Origin of the sequence: Pigmentiphaga sp. GD03639 (assembly GCF_029845405.1) — a bacterium.
Classification (GTDB): Bacteria; Pseudomonadota; Gammaproteobacteria; order Burkholderiales; family Burkholderiaceae_B; genus Pigmentiphaga; species Pigmentiphaga daeguensis.
This window is the reverse complement of sequence record NZ_JAOCLR010000006.1, coordinates 1-26441: the sequence shown is the minus strand read 5'-3', so window position 1 is coordinate 26441 and position 26441 is coordinate 1. Positions and strand designations below refer to the sequence as shown.

Sequence of the window (26441 nt, the reverse complement as noted above, 5' to 3'; positions counted from 1 at the left end):
AGGCCGGGAATGGGCCCTAGGCTGGATTCTTCAGGCGCGGGTCGAACTGCACGGTCCGGCGCAGCGATTCCCGCTCGGCCATGCGGTCGGCCCAGGCCGACAGGCGCGGCCGCGTGGCGCGCCACTGCAGGTCGGCGAAGCGGAAATCCGCATGGCCGACCCCCACCGCCACGCCCAGGTGGCCGATGTCGAATTCGCGGCGATCCAGCTCGTCCACCGTGGCTTCGAGCGCATCCAGCGTGGCCAGGGTCTTGGCGTGGTACGAGGACAGGTGCGCCGGCGACTGGAGCGCCGGGTCGCGGCCGCGTTCGTTGTTCCACAGGATCAGGATGTCGGTCAGTCCGTTGCCCAGCGCGTGCCAGCGCAACGCCTCCAGCCGCTGGTCGAACCCCTGGGGAAACAACCGTCCCTTGCGGCTGTGATGGTCCAGGTATTCGCAGATGACCAGCGAGTCGTACAGGGCCACGCCCTCGTCGTTCACCAGGGTGGGAATCTTGCCCAACGGGTTGTCCCGCTCCACGTCGGCGTTCACGGTGGACAGCGAAACGATGGACAGGCGGGTTTCGATGGACGCGTCCAGTCCGGTCTCGATGGCCGCCGCCATGACCTTGCGCACGTAGGGGGAACGGGTGGACCAATGCAGCTTCATGCGCGCTTTCCGTCGAAACAGTTCGTATGGCGGCCAGTATATCCACCCGGGCATCCGGCCACCCCGCGCAAAGCAGGTGTGACGGCCGGGTGATAGCAGCGGACGGGCGGCGTCGCTATAGTCCGTGGATGCCTAGGAACGCGCGCGCCCGGGCGCGCCACAGGGGAGACAGATGGCCATCAGCTACGACCTCGTGCGATCGGTCAGCGCCCAGCTCTACGAACGCGCGCTGAAGAAAATACCCGAGGACACCAAGGAAGCGCTGCGCGCGGCCGAGCGCGGCGAGCACAACGAGGTGGCGCGCGGCACGCTGCGCATCATGCTGCAAAGCGCCGATGCCGCCGAGGCCCGCCAGCATTTCGTCTGTTCCGACTCCGGCGTGCCGGTGTACTTCGTCGGCATCGGCACCGGCGCCCGGCTGGAAGGCGATATCAAGCGGGCCTTCGCCGACGGCTTCGACGACCTGGTCGCCACCATCCAGCCGCCGCTGCTGGCCCACGTGACCAATCCGCTTACCAACGAGCGTGGCTACAAGGGCAAGGACATGCCCATCGTGACCTTCGACCTGATCGACGGCGCCGACTACGTGGACATCACCTGTTCGCCGAAGGCGCTGGGTTCGGGCCGCTGGGCCGCGCTGGAGATCTTCACCTTCCCCAGCCTGGAGACCATCGAGCGCTACGTGATGGAGGTCATCCTGAAGGCGGGGTCGCAGCACTGCCCGCCGGTGGTGATCGGCGTGGGCATAGGCGGCACCTTCGACTATGCCGCCAAGCTGGCCAAGCAGGCGACGCTGCGGCCCATCGGCACGGTCAATCCCGAGCCCGTGCTGGCTGCGATGGAAGACCGCTTGAAGGAAGCCGCCAACGCGACGGGCTTCGGCCCCATGGGTACCGGCGGCGACAGCACCGCGATGGCCGTGCACGTGGACTATGCCTCGGGCCATGGCTTCACGCCGGTGGCGGTGTGTTTCAACTGCTGGATCAACCGGCGTACCCGCGCCCGCATCCATGATTCGGGCCGGGTGGAGATCATCGAATGACGGTCTGGCCTGACGAGGAATCGATATCGTGAGCACCCTGCACGAACTTGAATTGCCCCTGGACGAAGACAAGGTGCGGTCGCTGCGCGTGGGCGACCAGGTCCGCCTGCACGGCGAGGTCGTGCTGTGCGCGGGCATGACGACGCACGAACGCCTGACCGGATTGCTCGACCGTGGCGAAGCGCCTCCCATCGACCTGAACGGTGCCGCGCTGCTGCATCTGGGCAGCTACAGCCGGGAGGCCGATGGCCGGTTCGAGGTGCTGTACCTGAACCCCACCACCAGCACGCGCTTCAACGGCTTCATGCCGCGGCTGATCCGCGAGCTGGGGTTGCGGGTGACGGGAGGCAAGGGCGGGCTGGATGCGCGCAGCGTCGAGGCCATGCGGGAGGCGGGCTGCGTGTACCTGTCGTTTCTGGGCGGGGGGTGCACGCTGCTGTCGGAAGCGATACGGGAGGTGGTGGCGGTGCACTGGAACGACCTGGTGCACCACTACCGGCTGGTGAAATTGCGGGTGGAGGGGTTGGGGCCGGCTACGGTGGGGATCGATGCGCAGGGCAACAGCCTGTACGGCGACCTGGCAGAGGCGGCACACGACCGGCTGCCCGCGATCCTTGCTCGCCTCGGCGAGCGTAGGGCGGAAGGCGTCTAGGGCGGCGGTTCCGCGCCCGGCTGCCGTTGCAGCATCGGCCGGTGGAAGATTTCCCCCAGCGCGGCATAGAAAGGCCCGCCCAGGCGGGCGATGGGCCGCATGGCGGCGCTGTTGACGCGCCGGCCGTCGTAGATGTCGGGGGACAGGTGAAAGGCGACGACCTGGCCGATGTACAGGGTGTTGTAGCCCTCGCCCAGGGTGATGGCCTGGTCCAGGCGACATTCCATCTGCACCGGGGTCGAGGCGATGCGCGGCGGCTGGACGTGGTGGCTGGGCAGGAGGGAGATGCCCAGGGCCTCGGGTTCGCTGATCTCGGGCGGGTACTCGGCCGCGCTGGCGTGCATGATCTCCAGGTCGGCCTCGGTCGAGACGTTGACCACGAACTCACCCGTCTCGACGATGTTGCGCGCGGTGTCCTTCAGGCCGCCGTCCAGCGTGGAGATGTTGACCGCCAGCATGGGCGGGCGGGTGGCGACGTAGTTGTAGGAACTGAACGGCGCGGCATTGACGCGGCCGTTCCCGTCCTGCGTGGTGATCCAGGCCACGGGGCGCGGCACCACGCAGCCGACGACGAGGCGGTAGGCGTCGGCCGGGTCCAGGCCCTGGCCGTCGACGCGTATGAATTCCTTCATGTTCTCCGGTTCCAGTCGCGGCGCGGCGAAGATGCCGCGCCCGCGGGGGTTCATTTCGCCAGCATGTCCAGGGCGCCCAGCAGTTCGGTCATCGCCGTCTTGTCCTTCTGGGCGAAGGCGGTGACTTCGGCCGGCGTCATGTTGTCGATGCTGCCGTCCTGCTGCGCCAGGAAGCGCTGGTGTTCCGGCTCGGCGTTGATCGCCGTCAGCGCCGCGCTCAGTTTCTCGATGATAGCCGGGGGCGTGCCGCGCGGCGCCGCCAGCGCATACCAGGTGGAGACTTCGTTCCAGTTCTTGATGCCGGCCTCGGCCATCGTGGGCACGTCGGGCAGCAGCGAAGACCGCTTGGCACCGGTATAGGCGATGGCCTTCAGGCGGCCGTCCTTGACGAAGGGCAGCACGGGCGAGGCGCTCAGCATGCCCAGCTCGACCTGGCCGCCGATCAGGTCCTGCAGGGCCGGGGCGGCGCCCTTGTAGGGAACGTGGGTGATGTCTATGTTGGCGCGCCGGCGCAGCAGTTCGCCGGCCAGGTGGGTCGGGCCGCCGGTGCCGGCCGACGCGAAGTTGAGCTTGCCGGGCTGCTTGCGCGCGCGGTCGAGCAGGTCCTGCATGGTGTTGATGCCGAGCTTGGCGTTGGCCACCAGGACCACGGGCTGGTTGGCGACCAGGCCGACCAGGTCGAAGTCCTTCAGGCCGTCGTAGGTCGCGCGCTCGATCAGCGGACCGACCACCATGCCGGGCGAGGTGCCCATCAGCAGGGTATAGCCGTCGGGCTTGGCGCGCGCCACGTAGCCGGTGCCCACCATGGCCCCGCTGCCGGCCTTGTTCTCGACGACGACGGGCTGGCCCAGGCGGTCCTTGAGCCGCGATGCCAGCTCCCTGGCCAGCGTATCGGCGGGGCCGCCCGGCGCGTAGGGGTTGATCAGGGTGACCGGCCGGGTGGGGTAGTCGGACTGGGCGTGGGCGGCAGGCAGCAGCAGGGCCGTGGCCGCCAGGCCTCCGAGCAGGATGGTGAGTGCGCGTTTCAAGGTCGTCTCCATGGCTTATGGTTGTCCGCCATCCGGCCGCATCCGGCCATGGCGCTGCGACCCACTATAGAAGCGCGCACTTCCCCGTCCCAGGTCCGGGGAAGGCAAAGCTGATATGTACGGCGGCGCAACGGGCGCCGCGCCTACTCCGCCTGGATCCCCGCGTGCCGGATCTGCGCGCCCCATTCCTCGTACTGGGCGCGCACGAAGCGCTGGAAATCGTCTCCGGCCAGGAAGTCGGTCTCCATGCCCATGCCGCGCAGGCGTTCCTTGACCTCCGGCTTGTTCAGCGACAGCTTCAACTGCTCCTGCCACCATTGCACCACCTGGGCGGGAAGCCGCGCCGGCCCGGCCACGCCTATCCAGCCTGTCAGGTCCAGCCCGGACAGGCCCAGCTCGGCGGCGGTCGGAACGTCGGGCAGGATGGTGGAACGCTTGTTGGATACCAGCGCGATGGCGTGCAGGTTGTGCGCGCCGATCTGCGGCAGCACGGCGCCCAGGTCGGAGGAAACGAAATCCACCCGGCCGCCCAGCAGGTCGGTCACGGCCGCGGGCTGGCCCTTGTAGGGCACACTCAGCACCTCCATGCCGGCGGCGCGGCTGAAGGCGGCCGAGGCGACCTGGCCGGTGCCCGACCCGTACCCGGTGGCCAGTGATTTCGGCTTGGCGCGGCCAGCCGCGATCAGGCTCCTGGCGTCCGCGTGCCCGCCCGCGGCGCGGGTCACCACCACCACGTCGAAGCGCACCATGCGGGCCACCTGGGTGAAGTCCGCCAACGCGTCGTGCTTCTGGATGGCCTTGGACAGGAAGGGGCCCGAGGAACTGGTGGCGCTGGAACTGGGCATCATGGTGTAGCCGTCGGGCGCGGCGCGCCCAGCGCCCCGGCCCGGTTCTCGACGACGATCACGGCGCCCGTGCGGGCGCGTATGTCGTCGGTCACGATGCGCGACACGTTGTCGATGGAGCTGCCGGCCGGGAAGCCGATCACGAAGCGCACGGTCCTGCCCGCCTCGGGATAGCCCTGGGCATGCGCCGGCATTCCGGCATGCAGGGCGGCGCATGCCAGGCCCAGCGCGATCACCTTCCGCATAGAAGTCTCCTCTTTCCTTGTCGTGGTTGTCGTCAGCGCGGCGTGGACCAGGTCCGGCCGCCCAGCACTTCTTCGGTGTGTTCGCCCAGGCCCGGCGCATGCCGGCGCACGTCGCCCGGGGTCGCGCCGAAATGCACGGGGATGCCGGCCTGGCGCAGGCGGCCTTCGGTGGGGTGTTCGCATTCGCGCCAGAAACCCAGCGCGGCCAGGTGCGGGTCGGCCAGCAGGTCGTCGAAGCTGTGCACGGGCGCGAAGGGAATATCGGCGGTCTCCAGCGCCGCCAGCCATTGCGCGGTGGTGCGCGTGCGCAGGGTGTCCTCGACGTAGCGGTACAGCTCGGGAAAATGCCGGCTGCGGTCGCGGGCGGTGCAATAGCGCGGATCGTCCGCCATGCCCGGGTCGCCGGCCAGCGCGAAAAAGCGCCGCCATTGGGCATCGGTATAGGGGACCACGCTCAGGTAGCCGTCACGCGTCGCGAAGGGCCGGCGATAGTCGTTCAGCAGCCGGGCATAGCCGGCCTCGCCCTCGGCCGGCACGAAACTGCGGCCGGCCAGGTGTTCCGGCGCCAGGAAGGCCACCATGCATTCGAACATGGGCACTTCTATGGACTGCCCGGTGCCGGTGCGTTCACGCGCGTACAGGGCGCAGGCGATGGCGTTGGACACGTACAGCGCGACGGTCTTGTCGGCCACGACCGAGTTGACGTAGCGCGGTGGCTCGGCGCCGCCCGCCCCCTGCAGCCACGCCAGGCCCGATGCCGCCTGGATCGTATCGTCGATGGCCGGCCGGCCCGCGTAGGGGCCGCGCTCGGAATAGCCATAGCAGACGCAATGGATGAGCCTGGGAAAGCGCGGCGCCAGCGTTTCGTGGTCCAGCCCCAGGCGCCGCAGCGCCGGCGCCCGCATGTTGGAGACGAACACGTCGGCCCCGGCGATCAGTTCCAGCAGCGCCTCGAGGCCGCGCGGGGTCTTGGCGTCGAGCACCACGCTGCGCTTGTTGCGGTTCAGGTTCAGGTGGGCATGGCTCATGCCCGCATGGCGTTGGGGCGTGACGTGCCGGAACACATCGCCCGCCGGCGGCTCGACCTTGATCACGTCGGCGCCCATGTCCCCCAGCATCTGGGTCGCCATGGGCCCCATGCCGACGGTGCTCATGTCCAGGATGCGCACCCCGTCCAGCGGACCGGCCATGTTCATTCTCCTCCCAGCAGCCGGCGCGCCAGCCGCAGGTGCGGCCGGTCGATCATCTTGCCGTCCAGGTTCAGCGTGCCCGCGCCGGGATGGGCGTCGAACGCCCGGACCACCGCCCGGGCCCACTGCAACTGGGCTTCGTCGGGTGTCAGCAGCCGGTTGATCGGCTCCACGTGGCGGGGGTGGATGGCCAGCTTGGCGACGAAACCGTCGCGTACCGCCTCACGCGTTTCATCCGCCAGGATGTCGGGCGCGTCCAGGTCCACGCACACGGTATCCACCGCCCGCACGCCCGCTGCCGCCGCGGCCGCCAGGCACAGGGAACGCGCCAGCCGGAACGGCTCGGTGTAGCGGCCGGCCTCGCGGTTGCCGCGTGCGCCCAGGTCCGCGGCCAGGTCTTCCGCGCCCCAGGACAGCCCCCACAGCCGGGGCGTGGCGCCGGCATAGTCATGCAGGCCGAACAGCGAACGCGCGGTTTCGGTCACGATGGCCAGGACGCGTATGCCGCCCTCGGGCAATCCGGCCATGGCCTCGCAGGCGTCCAGGTAGTGGGCCGCCCGCTCCAGGTCGGCGCGCCGGGCACATTTGGGCAGCACGATGCCGAACGGCCGACCGGGCACGACGGCCGCCAGGTCGGCCAGCGCCTGGCCGCTGTTCAGCGCATTGATGCGCACCCACGCCTGCTTGGCCGCGGGCGCCTGGCCCAGCATGGCGCGCACGGCGTCCCGCGCCACGGCCTTGCGATCGGGCGCGACCGAGTCCTCCAGGTCGAGGATCAGGGCATCGGCGGGACTGGCGGCGGCCTTGTCGAACTTGCGCGGCGCATCGCCCGGAACGAACAGCATCGAGCGGACCATGGCGGTCTCCTCTAGGCCGGAGCCTTGTGCATCAGGGCGGAGCGCTTGCAGCGGGCGACGATGTCGTCGTCCTGGTTCAGCGCGAGGTGCTCGAATTCCACGATGCCGGCGTTCGGGCGCGAACGGCTTTCGCGCACCGACAGCACGCGGGTGCGCACGTGCAGCGTATCGCCGGCGAATACCGGCTTCGGAAAGGCGACCTCGCTCATGCCCAGGTTGGCCACCGTGGTGCCCAGCGTGGTGTCGTTCACCGTCATCCCTATCATCAGCCCCAGCGTGAACAGGCTGTTCACCAGCGGGCGCTTGAATTCCGTCCCGGCCGCGAAGTGCGCATCGATGTGCAGCGGCTGCACGTTCATGGTCAGCGAGCTGAACAGCACGTTGTCCATTTCCGTGACCGTGCGGGTCCAATCGTGGGCGAACTCCTGCCCCGGGGAGAACTGTTCGAAATACAGTCCGGCCATCGTCGTCTCCTGATCATTGTTCTTGTCTATGAAAAAAAGTTTATATACTTGAACATCAATATTCAAGCCTGGCCAGGCGCAGGCGCCGGGAAGTGGCCCCCTCGCATTCATGCCTATAGACTTTTGCCCATGAATACGAACGACGTGAAAAGCGCCAAGCGGGTGCTGACCATCCTGCAATTTTTCGCCCAGACCCGGGCGCCGGCCTCGCTGACGCAGATCTCGGCGGCGCTGGGGTTTCCCAAGTCCAGTTGCCTGGCGCTGCTGGATACCCTGGAAGGGGAAGGCTACGCCCACCAGACGGGCGGCCGCTACTACCTGACGCGCCGCTGGTTCAACGAGGCGCGCGCCATCGCCGAACACGACCAGTTGGCCGCCCGCGTCCGGCCGGTGCTGGAAGAACTGCGCGACAAGCTGCGCGAGACGCTGATCCTGGCCCAGCGCTCGGACAGCCAGGTGCTCTACCTGGACGTGGCCGAACCCGAGCGCATCGTCCGCTTCACCGCCCGCACCGGCGAACTCAAGCCCCTGCACGCCGCCGCCTCGGGGCGCGCGCTGCTGGCCGCGATGGCGCCGGCCGAACGCGAGGCGCTGCTCGCGCGCATGCCGCTGCCGCGCTTCACCGACCAGACGCCAACGACGCGGGACGCGCTACAAAAGATGCTGGAGGAAGGGGACCGGCGGGGCTATCACGTGAACCTGGGCGAGCACCAGGCCGACACGCTGTCGGTGGCCGCCCCGGTGGTGCTGTATGGCACGCCCTATGCACTGACCGTCGGGGCGCCGCTGGAGCGCGCGAAACCGCAGGTGCGGCAGATAGGCGGGATGCTGGTGGAAGCGGCGGCCAGGCTGGCCGCCGAGGTCGGCCGCGCCGACGCGGCGCCGGCCTGACACCGCCTACGCCGCCCCGTTCTCGTCCAGGCGCAGCGAGCGGGCCAGTTCGTTGATCCGGTCCTTGGTCTCTTCGACCAGCGAGCCGATCTCGCTGGCTGACGTGGACGAACGCATGGCGAGCTTGCGCACTTCGTCGGCCACCACCGCGAAACCACGCCCGGCGTCGCCGGCGCGGGCGGCCTCGATGGCCGCGTTCAGCGACAGCAGGTTGGTCTGCGCGGCGATCTCGTTGATGACCGCCACGATCTGGCCGATCTGCTCGCTGGAGGCCAGCACGGAATTCATGGCGCTGTGCGTGGTCTCGCGCTCGGTATGCTCGGCCTGCACGTTCTTCAGGAAGGCGGTGTAGGCGATCTTGCCCTCGAGCCGTATCTTCGACAGCGACAGGAGGCCCCATACGCGCGTGCCGTCCTTGCGCTCGATGGGCACCTCGCGGCTGGTGCCCACGATCTTGTCCTTGCCGGTCTCGCGGTTGGCCTCGACCAGCCGGTCGTGGTCGGCCTGGATGGCATGGGGCACCAGCATCTTGACGTTCCTGCCCAGGACCTCGTCGCGGCCGTAGCCCCACAGGCGTTCGGCCGCGGCGTTGAAGAAGGTGACGTTGTTCTGTTCGTCGATGGTGACCACCGCGTCCAGCGCCTGCTCCAGCGTCTGGTTCATCATCTCGCGCGCGTTGTGCTCGCCCGTGATGTCCTTGACGAAGGCCGTGTAGGTGATGCGGTCGCCCACCTTCACGCGCGACAGCGACAGGCTGGCCCACACCTTGGCGCCGTCCTTGCGCTCGAGCCTCACCTCGCGGCTGGTGCCCACGATCTTGTCCACGCCGGTGCTGCGGTTGGCGTTCACGTAGCCATCGTGGGCGGCCTGGATGGCCTGGGGCACCAGCATCTTGACGTTGCGCCCGATCACCTCCGCGCGGTCATAGCCCCACAGCCGTTCGGCGGCCGAATTGAAGAACGTGACGTTGTTCTCGGCGTCGATCGAGACCACGGCGTCGATGGCCTGCTCCAGCGTCTGGTTGATGACCTCGCGCACTTCTCGCTCGCGCGAGATGTCCTTGACGAAAGCGGTGTACAGGATACGGTCGCCGATCCGGATCTTGGACAGCGACAGCGCGCCCCAGGCCTGGGTGCCGTCCTTGCGCTCGACCTGCACCTCGCGACTGGTGCCCACGATCTTGTCCTTGCCGGTCTCGCGGTTGGCCTGGACCAGCCGGTCGTGGTCGGCCTGGATGCCGCGCGGCACCAGCATCTTGACGTTGCGCCCGATCACCTCCGCGCGGTCATAGCCCCAGAAGCGCTCGGCGGCGGCATTGAAGAAGGTGACGTTGTTCTTCTCGTCGATGGAGACAACGGCGTCCAGCGCCTGCTCCAGCGTCTGGTTGATGGTCTCGCGCTCTTCGTGCTGCGCGGTGATGTCGCGCACGAAGGCGGTATAGGTGATGTTCCGGCCGATGTTCACCCGCGACAGCGACAGGCTGACCCAGACCTTGCGGCCGTCCTTGCGGTCGATCTGCACCTTGCGGCTGGTGCCCACGATCTTGTTCTGTCCGGTCTCGCGGTGGGCGTTGACGTAGCCGTCGTGGGCCGCCTGGATGGCCTGCGGCACCAGCATCTTGACGTTGCGCCCGATCACTTCCGATCGCTCGTAGCCCCATAGCCGCTGCGCCGCGGCGTTGTAGAAGGTCACGTTGTTGTGCTGGTCGATGCTGACCACCGCATCGACGGCCTGTTCCAGCACCTGGGTGGAACGATCCGAACGGAATTCGAATACGCGCGCCAAGCGACTTGCGGTTCCCGACATGCCGACCTCCTATGAATACCAGGATCTCGGCCGCGCCCCGGGGGAATGGATCAGGGACAACCCTGAGTGCGCATAACTTCGGTCATCACGAACCTTTCTCCGCGCCGAAGGCTTCAATCCAGGCGGATGCCGAACTCGGCGACGATCGCACCCGCACGCCTGTAGTCGTCGCGCGTGCGCCGCGTGAAGTCTTCCGCCGAGCCCCCCACCGGCACTTCCCACTGCGCGCGGAATTCCTTCTGCACGTCGGGTTCGGCCAGGATGGCCGCGACCTCGCGATTGAGCCGCGCGACCACCGGCGCGGGCGTACCGGCGGGCGCCAGCATGCCGTACCAGGTCGTCACGTCCAGCCCCTTCACGCCCTGCTCCTCCAGCGTCGGCACCTGCGGCAGCAGCGGGGAACGGGTGGGCTGCACGACGCCCAGCGCCACCATCTTGCCGGCCTGGACATGGGGCCAGAGCGAGCCGGGCACGCCGTAGATCAGGTCGATGTGCCCGCCCAGCAGGTCGGTGATGGCGGGCGCCGTGCCCTTGTAGGGCACATGCGTGATCGACACGCCCGCCGCGCGGTTGAACAGTTCTCCGGCGATGTGCATGGGCGAGCCGCTGCCCGGGCTGCCATAGCTCAGGCCCGGGCGTTTCTTCGCCAGCGCAACCAGCCCCGCCGCGTCGGACACGCCCAGGCCGGGCCGCGCGGCCAGCAGCAGCATGCCCTGCGACAACTGGATGACCGGCGCGAAGGCGCGCACGACGGCTGGCGTACTTGCCTTGGGCAACAGATGGGCGGCCAGGATGTCCTGCTGCATCTCCTGGGCGTAGTCCTGCTTGGCCGCCCACTCCGCGCCTTCGTCCGGCAGGCAGGGGGCGGGCCGCGTCAAGGCATAGCCATAGGTCTGGCATACGCCCTCGCCTTCGGCGCGCATGCCCTTGGGCCGCTCGCCCGCCTGCACGGCGCGGATGCCCGCCCGCAACTGGCGGCGGAACAAGGCGATGCCGGCATCGGCGGCGGTGAGGTTCTCGTTGGCCTGGATCGCCATCCTGCCCTGCGCGACCCAGGCATCCCAGTCGCCCGGGTTGCGGTGCCGTTCCTCGTAGCTGCGCTCGCCCGTCTGGCCGAAGGTGATCGTGGCAAGGTAGTCGGCACGCGCTTTTTCGCTCCATTTGGGCGACAAATGCAGCCATCCCATGTGCATCGCGTTGAAATCGTCGTTGGGCACGATCCAGGTCGACAGGCCCAGGCCATGGCTGGAAGGCAGTTGGCGCCGGTAGCGCAGCTCGATCGCCTGCCGTCTGCCCGGCTCGCCAGCCATGTTCTCGGGAATCGCGTCGCCCAGGCGGATGCCGTCGGGCACGCGGGCGATGTTGGGCAGGATCAGCTCGTTGACGCGGCAGTAGTACAGGTCATGCACGCGCCGCACGCTGGTGGTGATCTGCCCGATGGGCGTCTCGCAGGCCTGGATGACGGGAAGATCGTAGGCGTAGTCGCCGAACTGCTGCACGTCGAACATCGAATGCAGAAAGGTCAGGTGGATGGGATCCTGCGTGTTCTCGCGCAATTGCACCCAATTGCATGGGTTATGCCAGCAGAACGGCAGATATTCTTCCTCGTCGTGGTGCATGAAGTCGTAGTCGGGAAATGGCGGCCGCTGGTCGGGCGGCCCCATGTACGCGAACACCAGGCCGCGGAATTCCCGCACCGGATAGGCGCCGTGGTACATGCGGGACGCCAGCGCACCCGGCACCTTCTCGCCCGGCACGTCCAGCAGCGCGCCGTCCACGCCGTAGTGCCAGCCATGGTAGGCGCAGCGCAGCCCGTGGTCCACGATCAGCGCGAACTCCAGCGAAGTGCGGCGATGGCTGCAATGGCGCTCCAGCAGACCGAGTGCGCCGGAGCGGTCGCGGAACACCACCAATTCCTCGCCCAGGATGGTGATGGGCACGGGCAGGTCCTTGATATCGGCGGCCAGCGCCACCGGCTGCCAGAAGCGGCGCAGGTACTCGCCGGCGGGCGTGCCGCGGCCGACCTCGGCCAGTTCACGGTCGGGCGTCGTGGAGGGCCGGCGGTCGTAGCCGCCGTAGGGCCGGGTTGCGTTGCGGACGTCCTGCGCCATGTCGGGCCTCGTCGGAGTGGGAATGCACGCATTGTCCCTAGCGTCCCACGGCGGGGGAAGCCGGCCACGGTCAATACAGCTGTAGGTAAATGCGATGTAATCGAGCGTACAGCGCTAGGTATGGCGATAGAGCCATGGCACACTCGACCTGTTCCGTCCGGCCTCCGGGAGCGCCATGGACCACTACAAGCAGCTCGAATCCTTCGTTTCCGTGGCGCTGCACGGAAGTTTTTCCGCCGCGGCCCGCAGCGAAGGCGTGGCCCCCAACGTCATGCGCGAGCGCATCGACGCGCTGGAGCAGCGCCTGGCGGCCCGGCTGGTGCATCGCAGCCCGCGCGGACTGTCGCTGACAGAAGCCGGCACCGGCTTCCTGGACGCCGCGCGCGCCTTGCTCGCCAACCTTGAGCAGGCCGAGGCGGCGGTCTCGGCCCGCGCCTCTGGCGCGCACGGCCATCTGCGCGTCACCGCGCCGGCGGGCTTCGGGCGCCGCCACATCGCCCCGCTGATCCCATCGCTGGTGGCGCGCCATCCCTCGCTCGACATCACGCTGGACCTGCACGACCACTACGCCAACCTGCCCACCGGCGACTTCGATTGCGCGCTCTTCATCGGCGATCCGCCCGACAGTGGCCAGGTCGCCATCCCGCTGGGCGGAACGCGGCGCGTGGTGGTCGGCAGCCCTGCCTACCTGGACCGCGCCGGCGTACCGGTCCGTCCCGCCGATCTCGCCCGCCACAACTGCCTGTGCTTCCACGGCGAAAGCCAGATGCAGGCCCGGCATTGGCAATTCCGCGTGGACGGGCGCCTGCTGCAACAGCCCGTCTCCGGTAACTTGCGCTGTTCGGACGGCTCGACGCTGCACCAATGGGCGCTGGCCGGCATGGGCCTGGCCTGGCGCGCGCTGTGGGAAGTCGAGGACGACCTGCGGCGTGGCCGGCTGCGCTCGGTGCTGGACGACTACGCGGTCGCGACCGTGGGCATCCATGCCGTGGTGCCCCAACGCCGGCACATGCCCTCGCGCGTGCGGGTGTTCATCGATCACCTGCGACAGACCTACGGCGACCCGGGTTATCCATCGGCGCCGGCGGCGCGGCTGTAGTTCAGGACGGCTGCGCGGCCCGCGCCTTGGCGTAACGGACGAACAAGGCAGGGACCTCGGGCAGGGTCCGGCCCCGCACGCCGACCAGCACCGGTTGCAGCCTGGGCGACTGTCCTGGCACGGCATGGAACTCCAGCACGCCCGCCTCCACTTCCGCCGCGAAGACACTGCGGCCGGCCAGGGTGAAGCAGCCCCCCAGCGCCAGCATCTCGCGCAGGATCTCGGCCGAACCCGCTTCCTGGAAAAGCGGCATCGCGGGGGTGACCCCCGCGTCCTGGAAAAGCAGCCTGACCGATGCTTCGTACAGCGCGCCGCGGCGCACGGAATACAGCGGCAATCCGGCCAGCACCTGCATCAGCGGCCGTCCGCCGGGCCGCACCGTCCCGGTCTTCGCCACCCAGCCCAGTTGCTCATTGAAACGGGCCTGGACCATCATGGTGCCGTCCACCGCGGCACCGGGCAGGAAGGCGCAATCGATGTCCCCTTCGTTCAGACAGGCGCGGATCTCCTCGGTGGTACCCGCACGCACGGTCAGCCGGACGCCCCGGTTCTCGCGGATGAAACCGGACAGCACCCTGGGCACCAGGCTTGCCGTGGCCGTATGGAAGGCGCCTATGCGCAATTCGGGACGGCCTCCGGCGACTTGCTGCACCGAGGCGACGGCGCTTGCCGACAGGCGCAGCAATTCGCGGCAATGCGGCAGCAGTGCCTCGCCCGCGCTGGTCAGGCCGACGCCCCGGTTGTGCCGGCGCAGCAGCGCCACGCCGATGCTGCCCTCCAGTTGGGCGATGCGGTTGGAGACGTTGGACTGCACGGTACCGAGCGACACCGCCGCCGCGGAAATGCTCTGGGCTTGCGCCACGGCCAGGAAGTAGCGGGCGGATTCAATGTCGAGCAGCGGAGCGTTCATCGGTCCAGCATAGCAGGACAACGCCTTTTGATATCCATGAAAAAGATCACTGCCATCTTTGAAGCAGAGATCCATGCCCGCGTGCCGGGTCTATCGTGGCGGCATGGAAAAAAGCTATGACGCAATCGTGATAGGCGCGGGATCCGCCGGCTGCATCGTCGCCCGCCGCCTGTCGGAGGACGGCCGCTGCCGGGTGCTGCTGCTCGAAGCGGGCCCGGACCCCGGTCCGCAGGAAACGCCGGCCATCCGCCACCCCTATCCGCTCTCGGCCTACGACGCGGCGCTGCAATGGCCCGGACTGAAAGGACAGATCGTAGGCGGCGCCGACCGCCGCATGGCCCGCGTCCCGCAGGGCCGGCTCGTGGGCGGCTCGTCGTCCATCAACGCCATGGTGGCGATGCGCGGAATCGCGGCGGACTTCGACGAATGGTGCGAAGCCGGCGCGCACGGCTGGAGCTGGCGCGACGTGGAACCCTACTTCCGCCGGCTCGAATCGGCCGATCCGCGCCAGGACTGCGACGATGCCGCCGCCATCGCCGTCGCGCGGCAGGCGGCATCGCCGCATCGGCGGCTCAGCAACGCCCTGCTCGACACCTGGGAGCAGGCGGGCTATCCGCGTATCGCGGATCCCAACACCGATTTCCGCGACGGCTGCTTCGTCCAGCCGGTCTCGACCGACCGGGGCGGCCGATGCTCCGCGAACCGAGCCTACCTGGGCACGGCCACGCGGGCCCGAGGCAACCTGGACATCCTGGCCGACACCCGCTGCCTGCGGTTGCGGATCGAACAGGGGCGCGTGTGCGGCGTCGAGGCCGAATCGGCGGGCACCCCGCGTCTCTTCCTGGCTCGCCGCGTCTTCCTGTGCGCCGGCGCATTGCAGACCCCCACCCTGCTGCTGCGTTCCGGCATCGGCGATGCCGCCGCGCTCGAAGCGCTGGGCATCCGGACGGTGGCGGATCTGCCCGGCGTCGGCCGCAACCTGCAGAACCATTGCGCCGTGCCCCTGGGCGTCATCCTGAAAGGCGGAAAGGGACTGCCGCCCGGCCTGCCGACGGCGCACGCGGCCCTGCGGCTGTCCTCGGGCGCGCATCGCTCCGGCGGCGACGTCTACCTGTCGGTCTGGGACCGCGCCGCGTGGCATGCCGCGGGCAGCCACGTGGGCGTGCTGAACGTCGTGCTGCACCGCCCCGCATCGAGCGGATCGGTCACCTTGCGCGCCGGCGACTGCCGGGTCGCGCCGGCCATCGATTTCAACATGCTCGATCACCGGTCGGACGTCGAGCGCCTGTCGATGGGCGTGCGCGCCGCGATGGAATTCCTGGAGAGCCCGCGCGTGCGCGCTATCGGCGGCGGCACCGGACTCGTCAAGCTGGGCAAGGCCGCCGCGTGGATGGGCTTTCGCACGTCCGCGACACGCCTGGCCAGCCGCGCCATGAGCGCCGCCGGCGGCCTCTGGCCCGGACTCCTGTCACCCCTGTATGCGCTGGCGGTGAAGCCGCTGCCGGATCCACTGCTGGGCGCCGCCGGTCCACAGGCCATGCAGGCGGCGCTGCGAGCGTCGATCGTGCTCCAGTACCACCATGTCGGCACCTGCGCGATGGGCCCGGCGGCCTCCCGGATGTCGGTGGCGGCGCCCGACGGCCAGGTCCATGGCGTGGCGGGGCTGACGATCGCCGACGCGTCCCTGCTGCCCGCGGTCCCGCGCGCCAACACCAATCTTCCGGTCATGATGGCCGCGGAGAAGATCTCGGCCATGTTCCTGCACCGATGAAAGAAAACACGCGCGCGAAGGGCGCGGACAAGGAGACATCATGTTGACACGACGGACCTTCCTGGGCATCGCCGCCGGCGCCGCCATCACCGTCCGGCCCGCGTTCGGGGAAACCTTTCCCGCGCGGCCGGTCAAGGCCCTGCTGGGCCTGAGCCCCGGCGGCGGCGCGGACCTGCTGGCCCGCATCCTCTTTCGCAGCATGGAGGCAGAACTTCACCAGCCCATCGTGCTGGAGAACCGGCCCGGAGCCGGCACCACGCTGGCGGCGGAGGGCACCGCCCGCGCCGAACCCGACGGCTACACGATGTACGTGGCCACGGGCAGCTATGTCACCAGCGCGGTCCTGCTGCGCGAACGCGGCGCGACGCTGCAGCGTTCGGGCCGGGGCCTGCTGGATGCGCTCGCGCCGGTCAGCCTGATGTTCACCGCGCCCTATTGCATCGCCGCGCGGCGCGGCTCGGGCCTGGACTCTATCCAGGACGTGCTGGCGCAGGCCCGGCGGCGCCCGGGCGAACTCACCTATGCCTCGTCCGGCATGGGCAGCCAGCCCCATTTCGCCGGCGAGCTGTTCCAGTCCGCCACCGGGACCAGGCTCCTGCATGTTCCCTACAAGGGCCTGGGGCCCGCCATCGTGGGCGTGCTGGGCGAACAGGTGCAGTTGGTGTTCTCGGACATGAACTCGGTCTTTCCCCGGCACCGCAGCGGCGAGATGAAGATCCTGGCGGTGACCGGCGATGCCCGGCCCGCCCTGGCGCCCGACATCCCGACGATGAAGGAATCCGGCATCGCCGGCATGGACATCGCCGCCTGGCAAGGCTATCTGGTGCCCGCACGGACGCCGGCCGCGCGCATCGACGTGCTGGCCTCGGCCATCGACCGCAGTCTGCGCGACCCGGCGGTGCGCGACCGCGTGCTCGAGAACGCCGGCGTGCCGGCGGACACGTCGCCGGCGCACTTCCGCGCCTTCCTCGAAAAGGAAACGCGGCTCTATCGCAGGCTCGCGGAATCCGCGGGCATCAAGGCGGATTACTAGCAGCATCAGGCAAGGACAGGGAGAGACAGGTGGTCAAATACGATTTTTCGGGACAGGTGGCCGTCGTGACCGGCGCGGCCAGCGGCGTGGGGCTGCGCATCGCGCAGGACCTGCTGGGCGCCGGCGCGCGAGTGTCGATGTGGGATGCCGGCGCCGAGACCCTGCGGGCGTCGGCCGCCTCCCTGGCCCGGGCCGACGGCATCGATCAGCGCACGGTGGACGTGCGGCGCCACGAGCAGGTGGAACAGGCGGCCCAGGCCGTCCTTGCCCGCTGGGGGCGGATCGACGTGCTGATCAACAATGCGGGGATCATTCGTCCGCCCGGCCCGCTGGCCTCGTCGTCGCTGGCCGACTGGGACGACGTCCTGGCCGTCAACCTGACCGGCACCTTCCACTGCTGCCGGGCCGTGATGCCCATCATGGCGCAGGCGGGATACGGGCGCGTGGTCAACGTCGGCTCGACCTCCGGCAAGGAAGGCAATCCCTACACGCCTTCCTACTCCGCGGCCAAGGCGGGCGTCATCGCGCTGACCAAGAGCCTGGGCAAGGAATTCGCCGCCAGCGGCGTGCTGGTCAACTGCGTCGCGCCCACCGTGCTGAACACGCCCATGACCCGCCGCAACATCGAGATCGCGCCGGAACGCACGCAGCGGCTGCTGCAAAAAATCCCCATGGGCCGCTTCGGCGAAGTGGAAGAACTGGCCGCCATGCTGGCCTGGTTGTCATCGCGGGCGTGCAGCTTCAGCACGGGTGCGGTCTTCGACCTGTCCGGTGGGCGCGCCACCTACTAGTTCCGCACGGCCTCACTTGACCCGCAAATAAAAAACGCCCGCAAGGGCGTTTTTTATTCAGACCGCAAACGGGGGCATCCATCGGCCCCAGGGCACAGCGGATCCGGCTCCGCCGGTCCGCCAGTGCCGCCCCGGGGACCCGGCGCCGGGCCGCCCCAAGGCGGGTCCCCGCTCCCTCGGGGGCCTGCCGCGTAGCGGCTGGGGGCTCACCATGCCGGGGCGCGCGTAAGCGCGTAGGGGGGCTTCTACCCCAGCTTGGCCAAGACCGCGTTCAGCGTGGCGCTGGGACGCATGGCCTTGCTGGCCAGCTCGGGGCTGGGACGGTAGTAGCCGCCGATGTCGTTCGGCTTGCCTTGCACCGCGCCCAGCTCGGCCACGATCTTGGCTTCGTTGTCGGCCAATTCCTTGGCGACGGGCGCGAACGCGGCCTGCAGTTCCTTGTCCCCGGTCTGGGCGGCCAGGGCCTGGGCCCAGTACAGGGCCAGGTAGAAGTGGCTGCCGCGGTTGTCCAGGCCGCCGACCTTGCGGGCGGGCGACTTGTCCTCGTCCAGGAACTTGCCGGTGGCCTGGTCCAGCGTGGTGGCCAGCACCTTGGCCTTGGCGTTCTTGTACGTGTCGGCCAGGTGTTCGATGGAAGCGGCCAGGGCCAGGAACTCGCCCAGCGAATCCCAGCGCAGGAAGCCTTCTTCCAGGAACTGCTGCACGTGCTTGGGCGCCGAGCCGCCGGCACCGGTCTCGAACAGGCCGCCGCCGGCCATCAGCGGAACGATGGACAGCATCTTGGCGCTGGTGCCCAGTTCCATGATGGGGAACAGGTCGGTCAGGTAGTCGCGCAGCACGTTGCCGGTGACCGAGATGGTGTCCTGGCCCTTGCGGATGCGCTCGACCGACAGCCGGGTGGCCTCGACCGGCGACAGGATGCGGATGTCCAGGCCGCTGGTGTCGTGGTCCTTCAGGTACTTCTCGACCTTGGCGATGATCTGGGCATCGTGGGCGCGGTTCTTGTCCAGCCAGAACACGGCCGGGGCGCCGGTGGCGCGGGCGCGGCTGACGGCCAGCTTGACCCAGTCCTGGACCGGCGCGTCCTTGGTCTGGCACATGCGGAAGATGTCGCCGGCTTCGACCGGCTGCTCCAGCAGCACCTTGCCGGCTTCGTCGACCACGCGCACCGTGCCGTCGGCCGGCAGCTGGAAGGTCTTGTCGTGCGAACCGTATTCCTCGGCGGCCTGGGCCATCAGGCCGACGTTGGGCACGGTGCCCATCGTGACCGGGTCGAACGGGCCGTTCTTCTTGCAGTCCTCGATGACGACCTGGTAGACGTCGGCGTAGCAGCGATCGGGAATCACGGCCTTGGCGTCATGCAGCTGGCCGTCCGGGCCCCACATCTTGCCCGACTCGCGGATCATGGCGGGCATCGAGGCGTCGATGATGACGTCGCTGGGCACGTGCAGGTTGGTGATGCCCTTGTCGGAGTTCACCATGGCCAGTTCGGGACGCCTGGCGTATTCGGCCTTGATGTCGGCTTCGATCTCGGCCTGCTTGTCGGCCGGCAGGTCCTTGATCTTGGCGTACAGGTCGCCCAGGCCGTTGTTGGGGTCGAAGCCGACCTGCTTGAGCGCGTCGGCGTGCTTGGCCAGCACATCCTTGAAGAACACGGACACCACCTGGCCGAACAGGATGGGGTCCGAGACCTTCATCATGGTGGCCTTCAGGTGCACCGAGAACAGCACGCCCTGCTTCTTGGCGTCCTCGATCTGGGCTTCGATGAAGCTGGCCAGTTTCTTCTTGCTCATGGTCGAGGCGTCGATGATCTCGCCCGCCTTGACCGCGGTCTTTTCCTTCAGCACCTTGGTCGTGCCGTCCTTGCCCACCAGCTCGATGCGGACGTTGCCGGCGTTCTCGACCACGGCGGACTTCTCGCTGCCGTAGAAGTCGCCGCTTTCCATGTGGGCGACGTGCGACTTCGAGTCGGCGCTCCAGGCGCCCATCTTGTGGGGGTGCTTGCGGGCGTAGTTCTTGACCGACAGCGGCGCGCGGCGATCGGAGTTGCCTTCGCGCAGGACCGGGTTCACGGCGCTGCCCTTGACCTTGTCGTAGCGGGCCTTGACGTCCTTGTCGGTGTCGTTCTTGACCTCGTCCGGATAGTCGGGAAGCTTGTAGCCCTTCTGCTGCAGTTCCTTGATCGCGGCCTTGAGCTGCGGGATCGAGGCGCTGATGTTGGGCAGCTTGATGATGTTGGCTTCCGGCTTGGTCGCCAGCTGGCCGAGGTAGGCCAGGTCGTCCGAGATCTTCTGCGCGTCGGTCAGGTACTCGGGGAACACGGCGATGATGCGGCCGGAAAGGGAGATGTCCCGCGTTTCGACGTCGACGCCGGCGGAACGGGTGAAAGCCTGGACGATGGGCAGCAGCGAGTACGTCGCCAGTGCAGGCGCTTCGTCAGTGAGGGTGTAGATGATCTTCGACGTGGTAGACATTCTTTATTGAATCTCACTCGATTACGGAAGTAGCGGAGATTCTCGGACAACCCCCTGGGACCGGGCATGCACTGGCGGCCATGCAGGGGACGTCGCGCGGGCGCCCTGACACCCGCGCGACGGCTTCGATTGCCTGAAGAATCGCGTCCTCGCGAATGCCGTGGCGGCCCGGGCCTCCCGGCCCCGGATCCGCGGCTTTCACAATGCGGAGTGAGATTTTATCACTGCCTGCCTGGTCGGCGCCCCGGGCGGCAACGACGGGAAAGCCGTCCCGTCATGCACATCCGAGCACGACGCGGACCGCCAGCGCTCGGCCGCGCCGGACGCGACTCCGGCGACAACCGCGCCTTTCCGGCTCGACCGGGCACGGCACTTGCGCAATCGGGTCGCCCGTGGCGGGCATGCGTGCCCGCCGCCGTCCATCCACCTTCCAATCGGAGATCTTCATGCGCGCCATCCTGCTCTGGCTCCTGGGCGTTCCCATTCCCATCATCATCCTGCTCGCCCTGTTCTGGCACTAGCGCCCGCGCCGCTTCGCGGTCCACGCCTCCTTCCAACCACAAGAAAAGGCCACCTCATGGAAAACGCTACATCCGCAGGTAATTCTTACGTTTCCAGCCCCACCCTGGCACGCGCGAACGAATCCCCCGCGTCCGCGGTCTCCTGGGCCGCCATCATCGCCGGCGCCGTCATCGCCTCGGCGGTCTCCTTCATGCTGCTCGCCGGCGGCGCGGGACTGGGCTTCGTCTCGATGTCCCCGTGGTCCGGCGAAGGGGCCTCGGCCACCGCGCTGGGCATAGGCGCCATCGTCTGGATGATCCTGACCCACATCATCGCGTACGGCCTGGGCGGCTACCTGGCCGGACGGCTGCGCACGAAATGGGTCGGCATCCACACCGACGAGACCTACTTCCGCGACACCGCGCACGGCTTCCTGGTGTGGGCGCTGAGCGCCGTCGTCAGCGCCATCGTGCTCGGTTCAGCGCTGATGTCCGCCGCGGCCGGCACGGCGAAGGCCGGCGCCACCATCGCCGCGGGCACCGGCGCCGCAGCCACGGCCGCCGCCGGGCAGGCGATGCAGACGGACCAGGGCGGCATGCCGACCGGCTACGTGGCCGACCTGCTGCTGCGGAGCGAACAGCCCAACCCGGCCGGGGACCCCGGCGCGGTGCGGGCCGAGGTCGGCCGCATCGTCGCCGCCAGCGTAGCCCGCGGGGAGCTGAGCGCCGAGGACCGCGGCTACCTGGCGCGGGTCGTCTCGGCGCAGACCGGCGCCGACCAGGCCACGGCCGAGAAGCGGGTGGACGACGTCGTCACGCGCGCCCGGCAGGCGGCCCAGCAGGCCGAGCAGACCGCGCGGCAGGCGGCGGACACGGCCCGCAAGGCGGCCGCTGCGTTCGCCCTGTGGGCCTTCGCGGCCATGCTGATCGGCGCCTTCGTGGCAAGCTGGATGGCCACCGTGGGAGGCCGGAGCCGCGACGACATCGTCTAGCGGAACGGGCCGGGCCGGCCGCGGGCGTCGATTTGCGCGACAATTGCGGCATCGACCACACGCGGCGCCCGCCGGCCCGCCCCAGCCCCTTCCCCCCGCAATGACAGCGCCGCGCAGCGACACCCCCTTCAGCCTCAAGCAGATCGCCGTCCCGGCATTCGGTCCATCAGTCCTCTACGGCGTCGGCAACGGCGCCATCCTCCCGATCATCGCGCTCAGCGCCCGCGAGCTCGGCGCCTCGGTGGCCCTGGCCGGATTGATCGTGTCCCTGATGGGAATAGGTTCGCTGGTCAGCAACATCCCGGCCGCCATGATCACGTCCCGCCACGGGGAACGCCGGTCCATGGCGGGCGCGGCCGCGTTCAGCGTGCTGGCGCTGCTGCTGTGCATCTTCGCCACGCATGCCTGGATGCTGGCCGTGGGGGTCTTCCTGGTGGGCATGGCGGCGTCAGTATTCATGCTGGCCCGCCAGACCTACCTGATCGATGCCGTGCCCTCCTACATGCGGGCGCGAGCACTCTCCACACTGGGCGGCACCAACCGGATAGGCGTCTTCATCGGCCCTTTCGCCGGCGCCGCCATGATCCACTTCGTGGGCATCAACGGTGCCTACTGGGTGGCCGCGGTGGCGATCTCGGGCGCCGGGCTGATCGCTCACCTCGCGCCCGAGATGGGCGGCCAGCTCCATGCCGATCCCGCGCGCGCCAAGCCGCGCGTCCAGGACATCGCGCGCGACCATGCCAAGGTGTTCCTGACCCTGGGCCTGGGCATTCTGCTGGTCAGCGCCCTGCGCTCGTCGCGCCAGGTCGTGATCCCGCTGTGGGCCGACCACCTGGGGCTCGCGCCGACCGCCGCCTCGATCATCTACGGGCTGGTGGCCGCCATCGACATGTCGGTGTTCTACCCGGCCGGCACGATCATGGACCGGCACGGCCGCCTGTGGGTGGCGCTGCCCTCCGTGCTGCTGATGGGCGGCGCGCTGATGGCCACCTCGCTGACGACCGGCGTCGTGTCCTTCCTGATCGTGTCGCTGATCCTGGGCTTCGGCAACGGCATCAGTTCGGGCATCGTCATGACACTGGGGGCCGACTCCTCGCCCGCCCATGGACGCACGGAGTTCCTGGGCATCTGGCGCCTGATCGCCGACGTGGGCAACAGCCTCGGACCGGTCATCCTGTCGGCCATCACGGCCGTGGCGTCGCTGACCATAGGGGTGGCATCGGTAGGCACGCTGGGGTTCGCAGCGGCGGCCGTCCTTTGGCGGTGGCTGCCGAAGAGGTCCCCCCCTACGCGCTGACGCGCGCCCCCCAGGGGGCGATGCGGGTGGACCGGCGGAGCCGGATCCACCGCATCCTGGGTCTAGTACTCGATTCTTGGGTTGTGGCACCGGTGCTATCGCTGGCTGCCGGCGACAGCACCGGTGCTACAACCCAAGACAGTTTCCCCAGACCCAGGAAACCGCGGATCTGGCTTTGCAGTCCGCCGGTTTCGCCCCCTCGAGGGGCCCGCGCAAGCGGGTAGGGGGTGGGCTTCCCCGACCGGCGGAGTCGGATCCTGGGTCTGCTCTTCGTTACTCGGGTTTTACTCCGGCTTCGGCGATGACTTCTTCCCAGCGCTTCTTTTCGCTGCGGATGAAGTCGCGCGCCTGGGCGTGGGACTTGATCATCGGATAGGTGCCCAGTTCCGCCAGGCGGGCGGCGAAGGGGCCCTGGCGCAGCGCCGCGTTGACGTCGGCGCTGGTCCGGTCGATCACGGCCTGGGGCGTGCCCTTGGGGGCGAACATGGCGAACCAGCCGGAAGCGACGGTGCCGGGTACGGCGTCCTTGGCCAGGGGAATGCCTTCCAGGCCGGGCAGCGCTTCGTCGGCCGTGACGGCGATGGCCTTGATGCGGCCGCTGCGCACCAACGGAAGCAGCGGCGCGGTGCCGTCGATGTACAGCGGGATGTCGCCCTTGATCAGCGCCTGGATGGCCTGCGTCGTACCGCTGAAACCGATCTGCCGGAACCGGGCATGGGCGTACTGGCCCATCATCTCGGAGGTCAGGTGGGGAACGGATCCGCGGCGGGGGCTGCCGATGACCACGTCGTCGGGCCTGGCGCGGGCGGCGGCCAGGATCTCGGCCACGCTCTTGTACGGCGCCTGGGCATTGGCGACGAACAGCATCGGCGTATAGGCGATGGTGGCCACCGTCTCGGCATCGCGTTCGATGTCGAAGCGGGCTTCCTTGTACATGACCGGTGTGGTCACGGCCGCCGCGGCATGAAAGAGCCCCAGCGTATAGCCGTCGGGCGCGGCCTGGGCCAGTTCCTGCATGGCGGCGATGCCGTTGCCGGCGGGGCGGTTCTCCACCACCACCTGCTGGCCCCACGCCGCGGTCAGCCGTTCGGCCATCAGCCGCGCGATGATGTCGGGGGCGCTGCCGGCGATGGACGGCACCACCATCTTCACCATGCGGGCCGGATAGGTCTCGGCGGCAAGCGCCGGCACCGCGGCCAGGATGCCCGCCAGCGCGGCGGCGCAGGCCAGTTTGCGATCCATGTCGTGTCTCCTCCGGTACGCGCGGGCAGGCTGGGCGCCACCCGCTCCTCGACCATATTTGATATCCATTCAATTAATGTACGAATAATTGATTGAGTATCAAATAATGGTTTGTACGGAGGCAGGACGCGCGCCGCGCCGTGGCGATCCTATCCCTGGCGCGGGCGCCGGGTAGAGGAAGCGCCCGCGCGCCAGGCGGCGATGCCGTCCAGCGTGATGCGCAGCCCTTCGTCGAAAGCCGTGGCCGAACTCAGGCGAGCGAACGAGCGGCTGATGGCGCGCGCGGCGGGGTAGGGATCCGCCGACTCCAGCCGCGCCCGGATGAAATCCTCGTGGTAGGCCGGCATCTGCCGCGAGGCCTCGGCCATGCTGGCGCCCACCAGGTACTGGGCGATCAGGTGGTAGGCCAGCGCCACCTGGTCGTTCGTGAAGCCGCCCTGCATGATGGCCGAGGCCATGTGGTTGAAGAACACCATGCCGTAGTCGGTCTCGTCCGGCTCGACGTCCTGGAACAGGCGGTAGCGGTTGTGCGAGGCCACGTACATGCTGGCCCCCGGATTGGCGATGGCCACCGCGAAGCTCAGCCGCGCGATGGTCTCGACGTCCGAGCGCCAGTCGCCAGTCAGCGCGGGCAGCTTCTCGACCCGCTGGCGGTAATAGTCGTTCAGGACGCCCGACACCAGCTTGTCGCGTCCGCCCATGTAGTAGTGGATGAGGCCCGGCGCGACGCCGAAATCGCGCGCCAGCTGCACCATCGAGATCTGGTCCAGCGGCATGCTCTTGGCCAGTTCTATCGCGCGCTGGAGTATGGCCCAGCGGCTCAGCATGGGCTCGGCGGTGATCGGCGATTCGACCTTGGGAGGCCGGCCGCGGCGGCGGGGAACGGGGGCCTGGGCGGCGGCCTTCTTGGGGGCGGGCATGGCGGGCGGGGCGGGTGGAGACGGCTCTATCGTAGAAAATTATTGCCAGGGCGGCAATTTCCGCGTCCGTCGCGCCCGCTATCCGGCCAGCGCCGCCACCCCGGCCTCCTCCATCTCGCGGACCAGTTCCGGATACTGGAGCTTCAGGCGGTCGCGATCGACCCGCCCCGTGCGGGTCATGAAGCGGTAGACGAATTCGTGCGGCGAGTCGATCCGCATCCATTCGCGCACGCGCTCGTACCAGGTGTAGGACGCTTCCGAGGCGCGGATGAGCCGCTGCTTGGCGGGCTTGCGCGACGCCACGTACAGCGCCAGCGCACCGCCGACGTCGTCCGGGCGCTGCCGCAGTGCCTCGGCCAGCGCGACGGCGTCCTCCATCGCGATGCGGGTGCCCGAACCGATGGAGAAATGCGCGCTGGCCAGCGCATCGCCCAGCAGCACGCGGTTGCCCGCATGCCAGGATCGATTGCGCACCACCGGAAACTGGCGCCAGCTGGAATGGTTGGACACCAGCCCATGCCCGCCCAGCTCCGGCGCGAACACCTGTTCGAACAGGGCTTGCCGCCCCTGCGCGTCCATCGCCTCCATGCCGAACTCGACCCAGGTCCGGTCGTCGCACTCGGCCACGAAAGTACTCATGGCCGCCGAGTACGGGTAGTAGTGCGCGACGAAGCAGCCGCCCCGCCATTCGCGGAACACCAGTGCCGGCGTCTCGAAGGCCTTGTCGACGCCATACCAGGCGAAGTGGTTGGTCAGCCGGCCGTGCGTCGTGCCGAAGGCGGCTTCGTCGGCCGCGCGCAGCGTCGAATTCACGCCGTCCGCGCCCACCACCAGGTCGGCGTCCAGCGCATGGACGTCGGCCAGCCGGTGCTCGTGGCGTACGTCCACGTCCAGGCGGCGGGCATGGTCCTGCAGGATGCGCAGCAGGTCGATGCGCGGAATCGCGCCGCCGCCCGCCCCCGGCCGGCGCACGACGATGGGCCGCTCGCGCATGACGATG

Annotated in this window: 24 protein-coding genes; 9 read left to right on the top strand and 15 right to left on the bottom strand. The window is 68.9% G+C overall.

Annotated features, from left to right (window positions below; translation table 11 throughout):
• Positions 1–16: 16 nt before the first annotated feature.
• Complete coding sequence (locus tag N5K27_RS08105; RefSeq protein WP_279815686.1) at positions 17–649, bottom strand: glutathione S-transferase N-terminal domain-containing protein; 633 nt, start codon at positions 647–649, stop codon at positions 17–19.
• Between the two features lie 172 nt (positions 650–821).
• Here N5K27_RS08105 and N5K27_RS08100 point away from each other — a divergent pair, with 172 nt between their 5' ends.
• Positions 822–1691: a fumarate hydratase gene (locus N5K27_RS08100; RefSeq protein WP_087838030.1), complete on the top strand. Its 870-nt coding sequence runs from the start codon at positions 822–824 to the stop codon at positions 1689–1691.
• Positions 1692–1719: 28 nt separating this feature from the next.
• On the top strand, positions 1720–2343 hold the full coding sequence (locus N5K27_RS08095) for a fumarate hydratase C-terminal domain-containing protein (protein WP_207221906.1): 624 nt from the start codon (positions 1720–1722) through the stop codon (positions 2341–2343).
• On the opposite strand, the gene N5K27_RS08090 is transcribed toward N5K27_RS08095, so the two are convergent.
• From N5K27_RS08090 to N5K27_RS08060, 7 genes are all read right to left on the bottom strand, one after another.
• Positions 2340–2975, bottom strand: coding sequence for a flavin reductase family protein (locus N5K27_RS08090; protein ID WP_279815682.1), 636 nt, complete (start codon positions 2973–2975; stop codon positions 2340–2342). The two genes, N5K27_RS08095 and N5K27_RS08090, sit on opposite strands and share 4 nt — an antisense overlap.
• Before the next feature lie 50 nt (positions 2976–3025).
• Positions 3026–4003, bottom strand: coding sequence for a tripartite tricarboxylate transporter substrate binding protein (locus N5K27_RS08085; protein ID WP_279815680.1), 978 nt, complete (start codon positions 4001–4003; stop codon positions 3026–3028).
• Positions 4004–4146: 143 nt separating this feature from the next.
• Positions 4147–4851: a tripartite tricarboxylate transporter substrate binding protein gene (locus tag N5K27_RS08080; protein ID WP_279815679.1), complete on the bottom strand. Its 705-nt coding sequence runs from the start codon at positions 4849–4851 to the stop codon at positions 4147–4149.
• Positions 4848–5093: a hypothetical protein gene (locus tag N5K27_RS08075; protein ID WP_279815678.1), complete on the bottom strand. Its 246-nt coding sequence runs from the start codon at positions 5091–5093 to the stop codon at positions 4848–4850. The genes N5K27_RS08080 and N5K27_RS08075 overlap by 4 nt, the downstream gene beginning before the upstream one ends.
• Before the next feature lie 32 nt (positions 5094–5125).
• Positions 5126–6283, bottom strand: coding sequence for a CoA transferase (locus tag N5K27_RS08070; RefSeq protein ID WP_087838035.1), 1158 nt, complete (start codon positions 6281–6283; stop codon positions 5126–5128).
• A gap of 2 nt (positions 6284–6285) precedes the next feature.
• Positions 6286–7140 (bottom strand): CoA ester lyase, encoded by an 855-nt coding sequence (locus N5K27_RS08065; RefSeq protein ID WP_279815675.1) that lies wholly within the window; start codon positions 7138–7140, stop codon positions 6286–6288.
• Positions 7141–7151: 11 nt separating this feature from the next.
• The gene (locus N5K27_RS08060; protein ID WP_347944469.1) at positions 7152–7715 is read right to left on the bottom strand and encodes a MaoC family dehydratase; all 564 of its coding nucleotides are present in this window, start codon (positions 7713–7715) and stop codon (positions 7152–7154) included.
• Positions 7716–7733: 18 nt separating this feature from the next.
• Between N5K27_RS08060 and N5K27_RS08055 the strand changes: the two genes are divergently transcribed.
• On the top strand, positions 7734–8495 hold the full coding sequence (locus N5K27_RS08055; RefSeq protein WP_279815672.1) for an IclR family transcriptional regulator: 762 nt from the start codon (positions 7734–7736) through the stop codon (positions 8493–8495).
• A 6-nt stretch (positions 8496–8501) separates the two neighbouring features.
• Here N5K27_RS08055 and N5K27_RS08050 read toward each other — a convergent pair whose 3' ends face one another.
• Both N5K27_RS08050 and N5K27_RS08045 read right to left on the bottom strand, forming a co-directional pair.
• Complete coding sequence (locus N5K27_RS08050) at positions 8502–10301, bottom strand: PAS domain S-box protein (RefSeq protein ID WP_279815670.1); 1800 nt, start codon at positions 10299–10301, stop codon at positions 8502–8504.
• Positions 10302–10414: 113 nt separating this feature from the next.
• The gene (locus N5K27_RS08045; RefSeq protein ID WP_279815668.1) at positions 10415–12412 is read right to left on the bottom strand and encodes a tripartite tricarboxylate transporter substrate-binding protein; all 1998 of its coding nucleotides are present in this window, start codon (positions 12410–12412) and stop codon (positions 10415–10417) included.
• 175 nt (positions 12413–12587) lie between these two features.
• On the opposite strand from N5K27_RS08045, the gene N5K27_RS08040 reads away from it, so the two are divergent.
• Positions 12588–13511, top strand: coding sequence for a LysR family transcriptional regulator (locus N5K27_RS08040; protein ID WP_279815666.1), 924 nt, complete (start codon positions 12588–12590; stop codon positions 13509–13511).
• Position 13512: 1 nt separating this feature from the next.
• On the opposite strand, the gene N5K27_RS08035 is transcribed toward N5K27_RS08040, so the two are convergent.
• A complete protein-coding gene (locus tag N5K27_RS08035) occupies positions 13513–14421 on the bottom strand; it encodes a LysR family transcriptional regulator (RefSeq protein ID WP_165404399.1) in 909 nt (302 codons plus the stop codon).
• Positions 14422–14494: 73 nt separating this feature from the next.
• Here N5K27_RS08035 and N5K27_RS08030 point away from each other — a divergent pair, with 73 nt between their 5' ends.
• The 3 genes from N5K27_RS08030 to fabG are packed head-to-tail and all read left to right on the top strand — an operon-like array spanning position 14495 to position 18016.
• Positions 14495–16192: an FAD-dependent oxidoreductase gene (locus tag N5K27_RS08030; RefSeq protein WP_279815663.1), complete on the top strand. Its 1698-nt coding sequence runs from the start codon at positions 14495–14497 to the stop codon at positions 16190–16192.
• Positions 16193–16232: 40 nt separating this feature from the next.
• Positions 16233–17225: a tripartite tricarboxylate transporter substrate binding protein gene (locus N5K27_RS08025; protein ID WP_279815662.1), complete on the top strand. Its 993-nt coding sequence runs from the start codon at positions 16233–16235 to the stop codon at positions 17223–17225.
• A gap of 29 nt (positions 17226–17254) precedes the next feature.
• Positions 17255–18016 (top strand): 3-oxoacyl-ACP reductase FabG, encoded by a 762-nt coding sequence (fabG, locus tag N5K27_RS08020; protein WP_279815660.1) that lies wholly within the window; start codon positions 17255–17257, stop codon positions 18014–18016.
• Between the two features lie 245 nt (positions 18017–18261).
• Here the strand turns inward: fabG and N5K27_RS08015 are convergent, their stop codons facing one another.
• Positions 18262–20490, bottom strand: a complete 2229-nt coding sequence (locus N5K27_RS08015; protein WP_087838042.1) for an NADP-dependent isocitrate dehydrogenase — start codon at positions 20488–20490, stop codon at positions 18262–18264.
• Between the two features lie 577 nt (positions 20491–21067).
• Between N5K27_RS08015 and N5K27_RS08010 the strand changes: the two genes are divergently transcribed.
• Together N5K27_RS08010 and N5K27_RS08005 are read left to right on the top strand one after the other, a co-directional pair.
• Positions 21068–21982, top strand: coding sequence for a hypothetical protein (locus N5K27_RS08010; RefSeq protein ID WP_176400683.1), 915 nt, complete (start codon positions 21068–21070; stop codon positions 21980–21982).
• Between the two features lie 100 nt (positions 21983–22082).
• Positions 22083–23279, top strand: a complete 1197-nt coding sequence (locus tag N5K27_RS08005; RefSeq protein WP_279815658.1) for an MFS transporter — start codon at positions 22083–22085, stop codon at positions 23277–23279.
• A gap of 273 nt (positions 23280–23552) precedes the next feature.
• On the opposite strand, the gene N5K27_RS08000 is transcribed toward N5K27_RS08005, so the two are convergent.
• The 3 genes from N5K27_RS08000 to N5K27_RS07990 form a co-directional block, all read right to left on the bottom strand.
• A complete protein-coding gene (locus N5K27_RS08000) occupies positions 23553–24521 on the bottom strand; it encodes a tripartite tricarboxylate transporter substrate binding protein (RefSeq protein WP_279815656.1) in 969 nt (322 codons plus the stop codon).
• 149 nt (positions 24522–24670) lie between these two features.
• Entirely contained in the window at positions 24671–25441 is a 771-nt protein-coding gene (locus N5K27_RS07995) for a TetR/AcrR family transcriptional regulator C-terminal domain-containing protein (protein ID WP_087838045.1), read from the bottom strand.
• 78 nt (positions 25442–25519) lie between these two features.
• A partial coding sequence (locus tag N5K27_RS07990) for an FAD-dependent monooxygenase (RefSeq protein WP_279815654.1) occupies positions 25520–26441 on the bottom strand: 922 nt, incomplete at its 5' end.

What these genes read in the sequence shown, in the direction of transcription:
- N5K27_RS08105 (WP_279815686.1), bottom strand. Translation starts at nt 649, where the DNA reads ATGAAGCTGCATTGGTCCACCCGTTCCCCCTACGTGCGCAAGGTCATG.
- N5K27_RS08100 (WP_087838030.1), top strand. Translation starts at nt 822, where the DNA reads ATGGCCATCAGCTACGACCTCGTGCGATCGGTCAGCGCCCAGCTCTAC.
- N5K27_RS08090 (WP_279815682.1), bottom strand. Translation starts at nt 2,975, where the DNA reads ATGAAGGAATTCATACGCGTCGACGGCCAGGGCCTGGACCCGGCCGAC.
- N5K27_RS08080 (WP_279815679.1), bottom strand. Translation starts at nt 4,851, where the DNA reads ATGATGCCCAGTTCCAGCGCCACCAGTTCCTCGGGCCCCTTCCTGTCC.
- N5K27_RS08075 (WP_279815678.1), bottom strand. Translation starts at nt 5,093, where the DNA reads ATGCGGAAGGTGATCGCGCTGGGCCTGGCATGCGCCGCCCTGCATGCC.
- N5K27_RS08070 (WP_087838035.1), bottom strand. Translation starts at nt 6,283, where the DNA reads ATGGCCGGTCCGCTGGACGGGGTGCGCATCCTGGACATGAGCACCGTC.
- N5K27_RS08065 (WP_279815675.1), bottom strand. Translation starts at nt 7,140, where the DNA reads ATGGTCCGCTCGATGCTGTTCGTTCCGGGCGATGCGCCGCGCAAGTTC.
- N5K27_RS08060 (WP_347944469.1), bottom strand. Translation starts at nt 7,715, where the DNA reads ATGAATGCGAGGGGGCCACTTCCCGGCGCCTGCGCCTGGCCAGGCTTG.
- N5K27_RS08055 (WP_279815672.1), top strand. Translation starts at nt 7,734, where the DNA reads ATGAATACGAACGACGTGAAAAGCGCCAAGCGGGTGCTGACCATCCTG.
- N5K27_RS08050 (WP_279815670.1), bottom strand. Translation starts at nt 10,301, where the DNA reads ATGTCGGGAACCGCAAGTCGCTTGGCGCGCGTATTCGAATTCCGTTCG.
- N5K27_RS08045 (WP_279815668.1), bottom strand. Translation starts at nt 12,412, where the DNA reads ATGGCGCAGGACGTCCGCAACGCAACCCGGCCCTACGGCGGCTACGAC.
- N5K27_RS08040 (WP_279815666.1), top strand. Translation starts at nt 12,588, where the DNA reads ATGGACCACTACAAGCAGCTCGAATCCTTCGTTTCCGTGGCGCTGCAC.
- N5K27_RS08035 (WP_165404399.1), bottom strand. Translation starts at nt 14,421, where the DNA reads ATGAACGCTCCGCTGCTCGACATTGAATCCGCCCGCTACTTCCTGGCC.
- N5K27_RS08030 (WP_279815663.1), top strand. Translation starts at nt 14,495, where the DNA reads ATGCCCGCGTGCCGGGTCTATCGTGGCGGCATGGAAAAAAGCTATGAC.
- N5K27_RS08025 (WP_279815662.1), top strand. Translation starts at nt 16,233, where the DNA reads ATGTTGACACGACGGACCTTCCTGGGCATCGCCGCCGGCGCCGCCATC.
- N5K27_RS08015 (WP_087838042.1), bottom strand. Translation starts at nt 20,490, where the DNA reads ATGTCTACCACGTCGAAGATCATCTACACCCTCACTGACGAAGCGCCT.
- N5K27_RS08010 (WP_176400683.1), top strand. Translation starts at nt 21,068, where the DNA reads ATGGAAAACGCTACATCCGCAGGTAATTCTTACGTTTCCAGCCCCACC.
- N5K27_RS08005 (WP_279815658.1), top strand. Translation starts at nt 22,083, where the DNA reads ATGACAGCGCCGCGCAGCGACACCCCCTTCAGCCTCAAGCAGATCGCC.
- N5K27_RS08000 (WP_279815656.1), bottom strand. Translation starts at nt 24,521, where the DNA reads ATGGATCGCAAACTGGCCTGCGCCGCCGCGCTGGCGGGCATCCTGGCC.
- N5K27_RS07995 (WP_087838045.1), bottom strand. Translation starts at nt 25,441, where the DNA reads ATGCCCGCCCCCAAGAAGGCCGCCGCCCAGGCCCCCGTTCCCCGCCGC.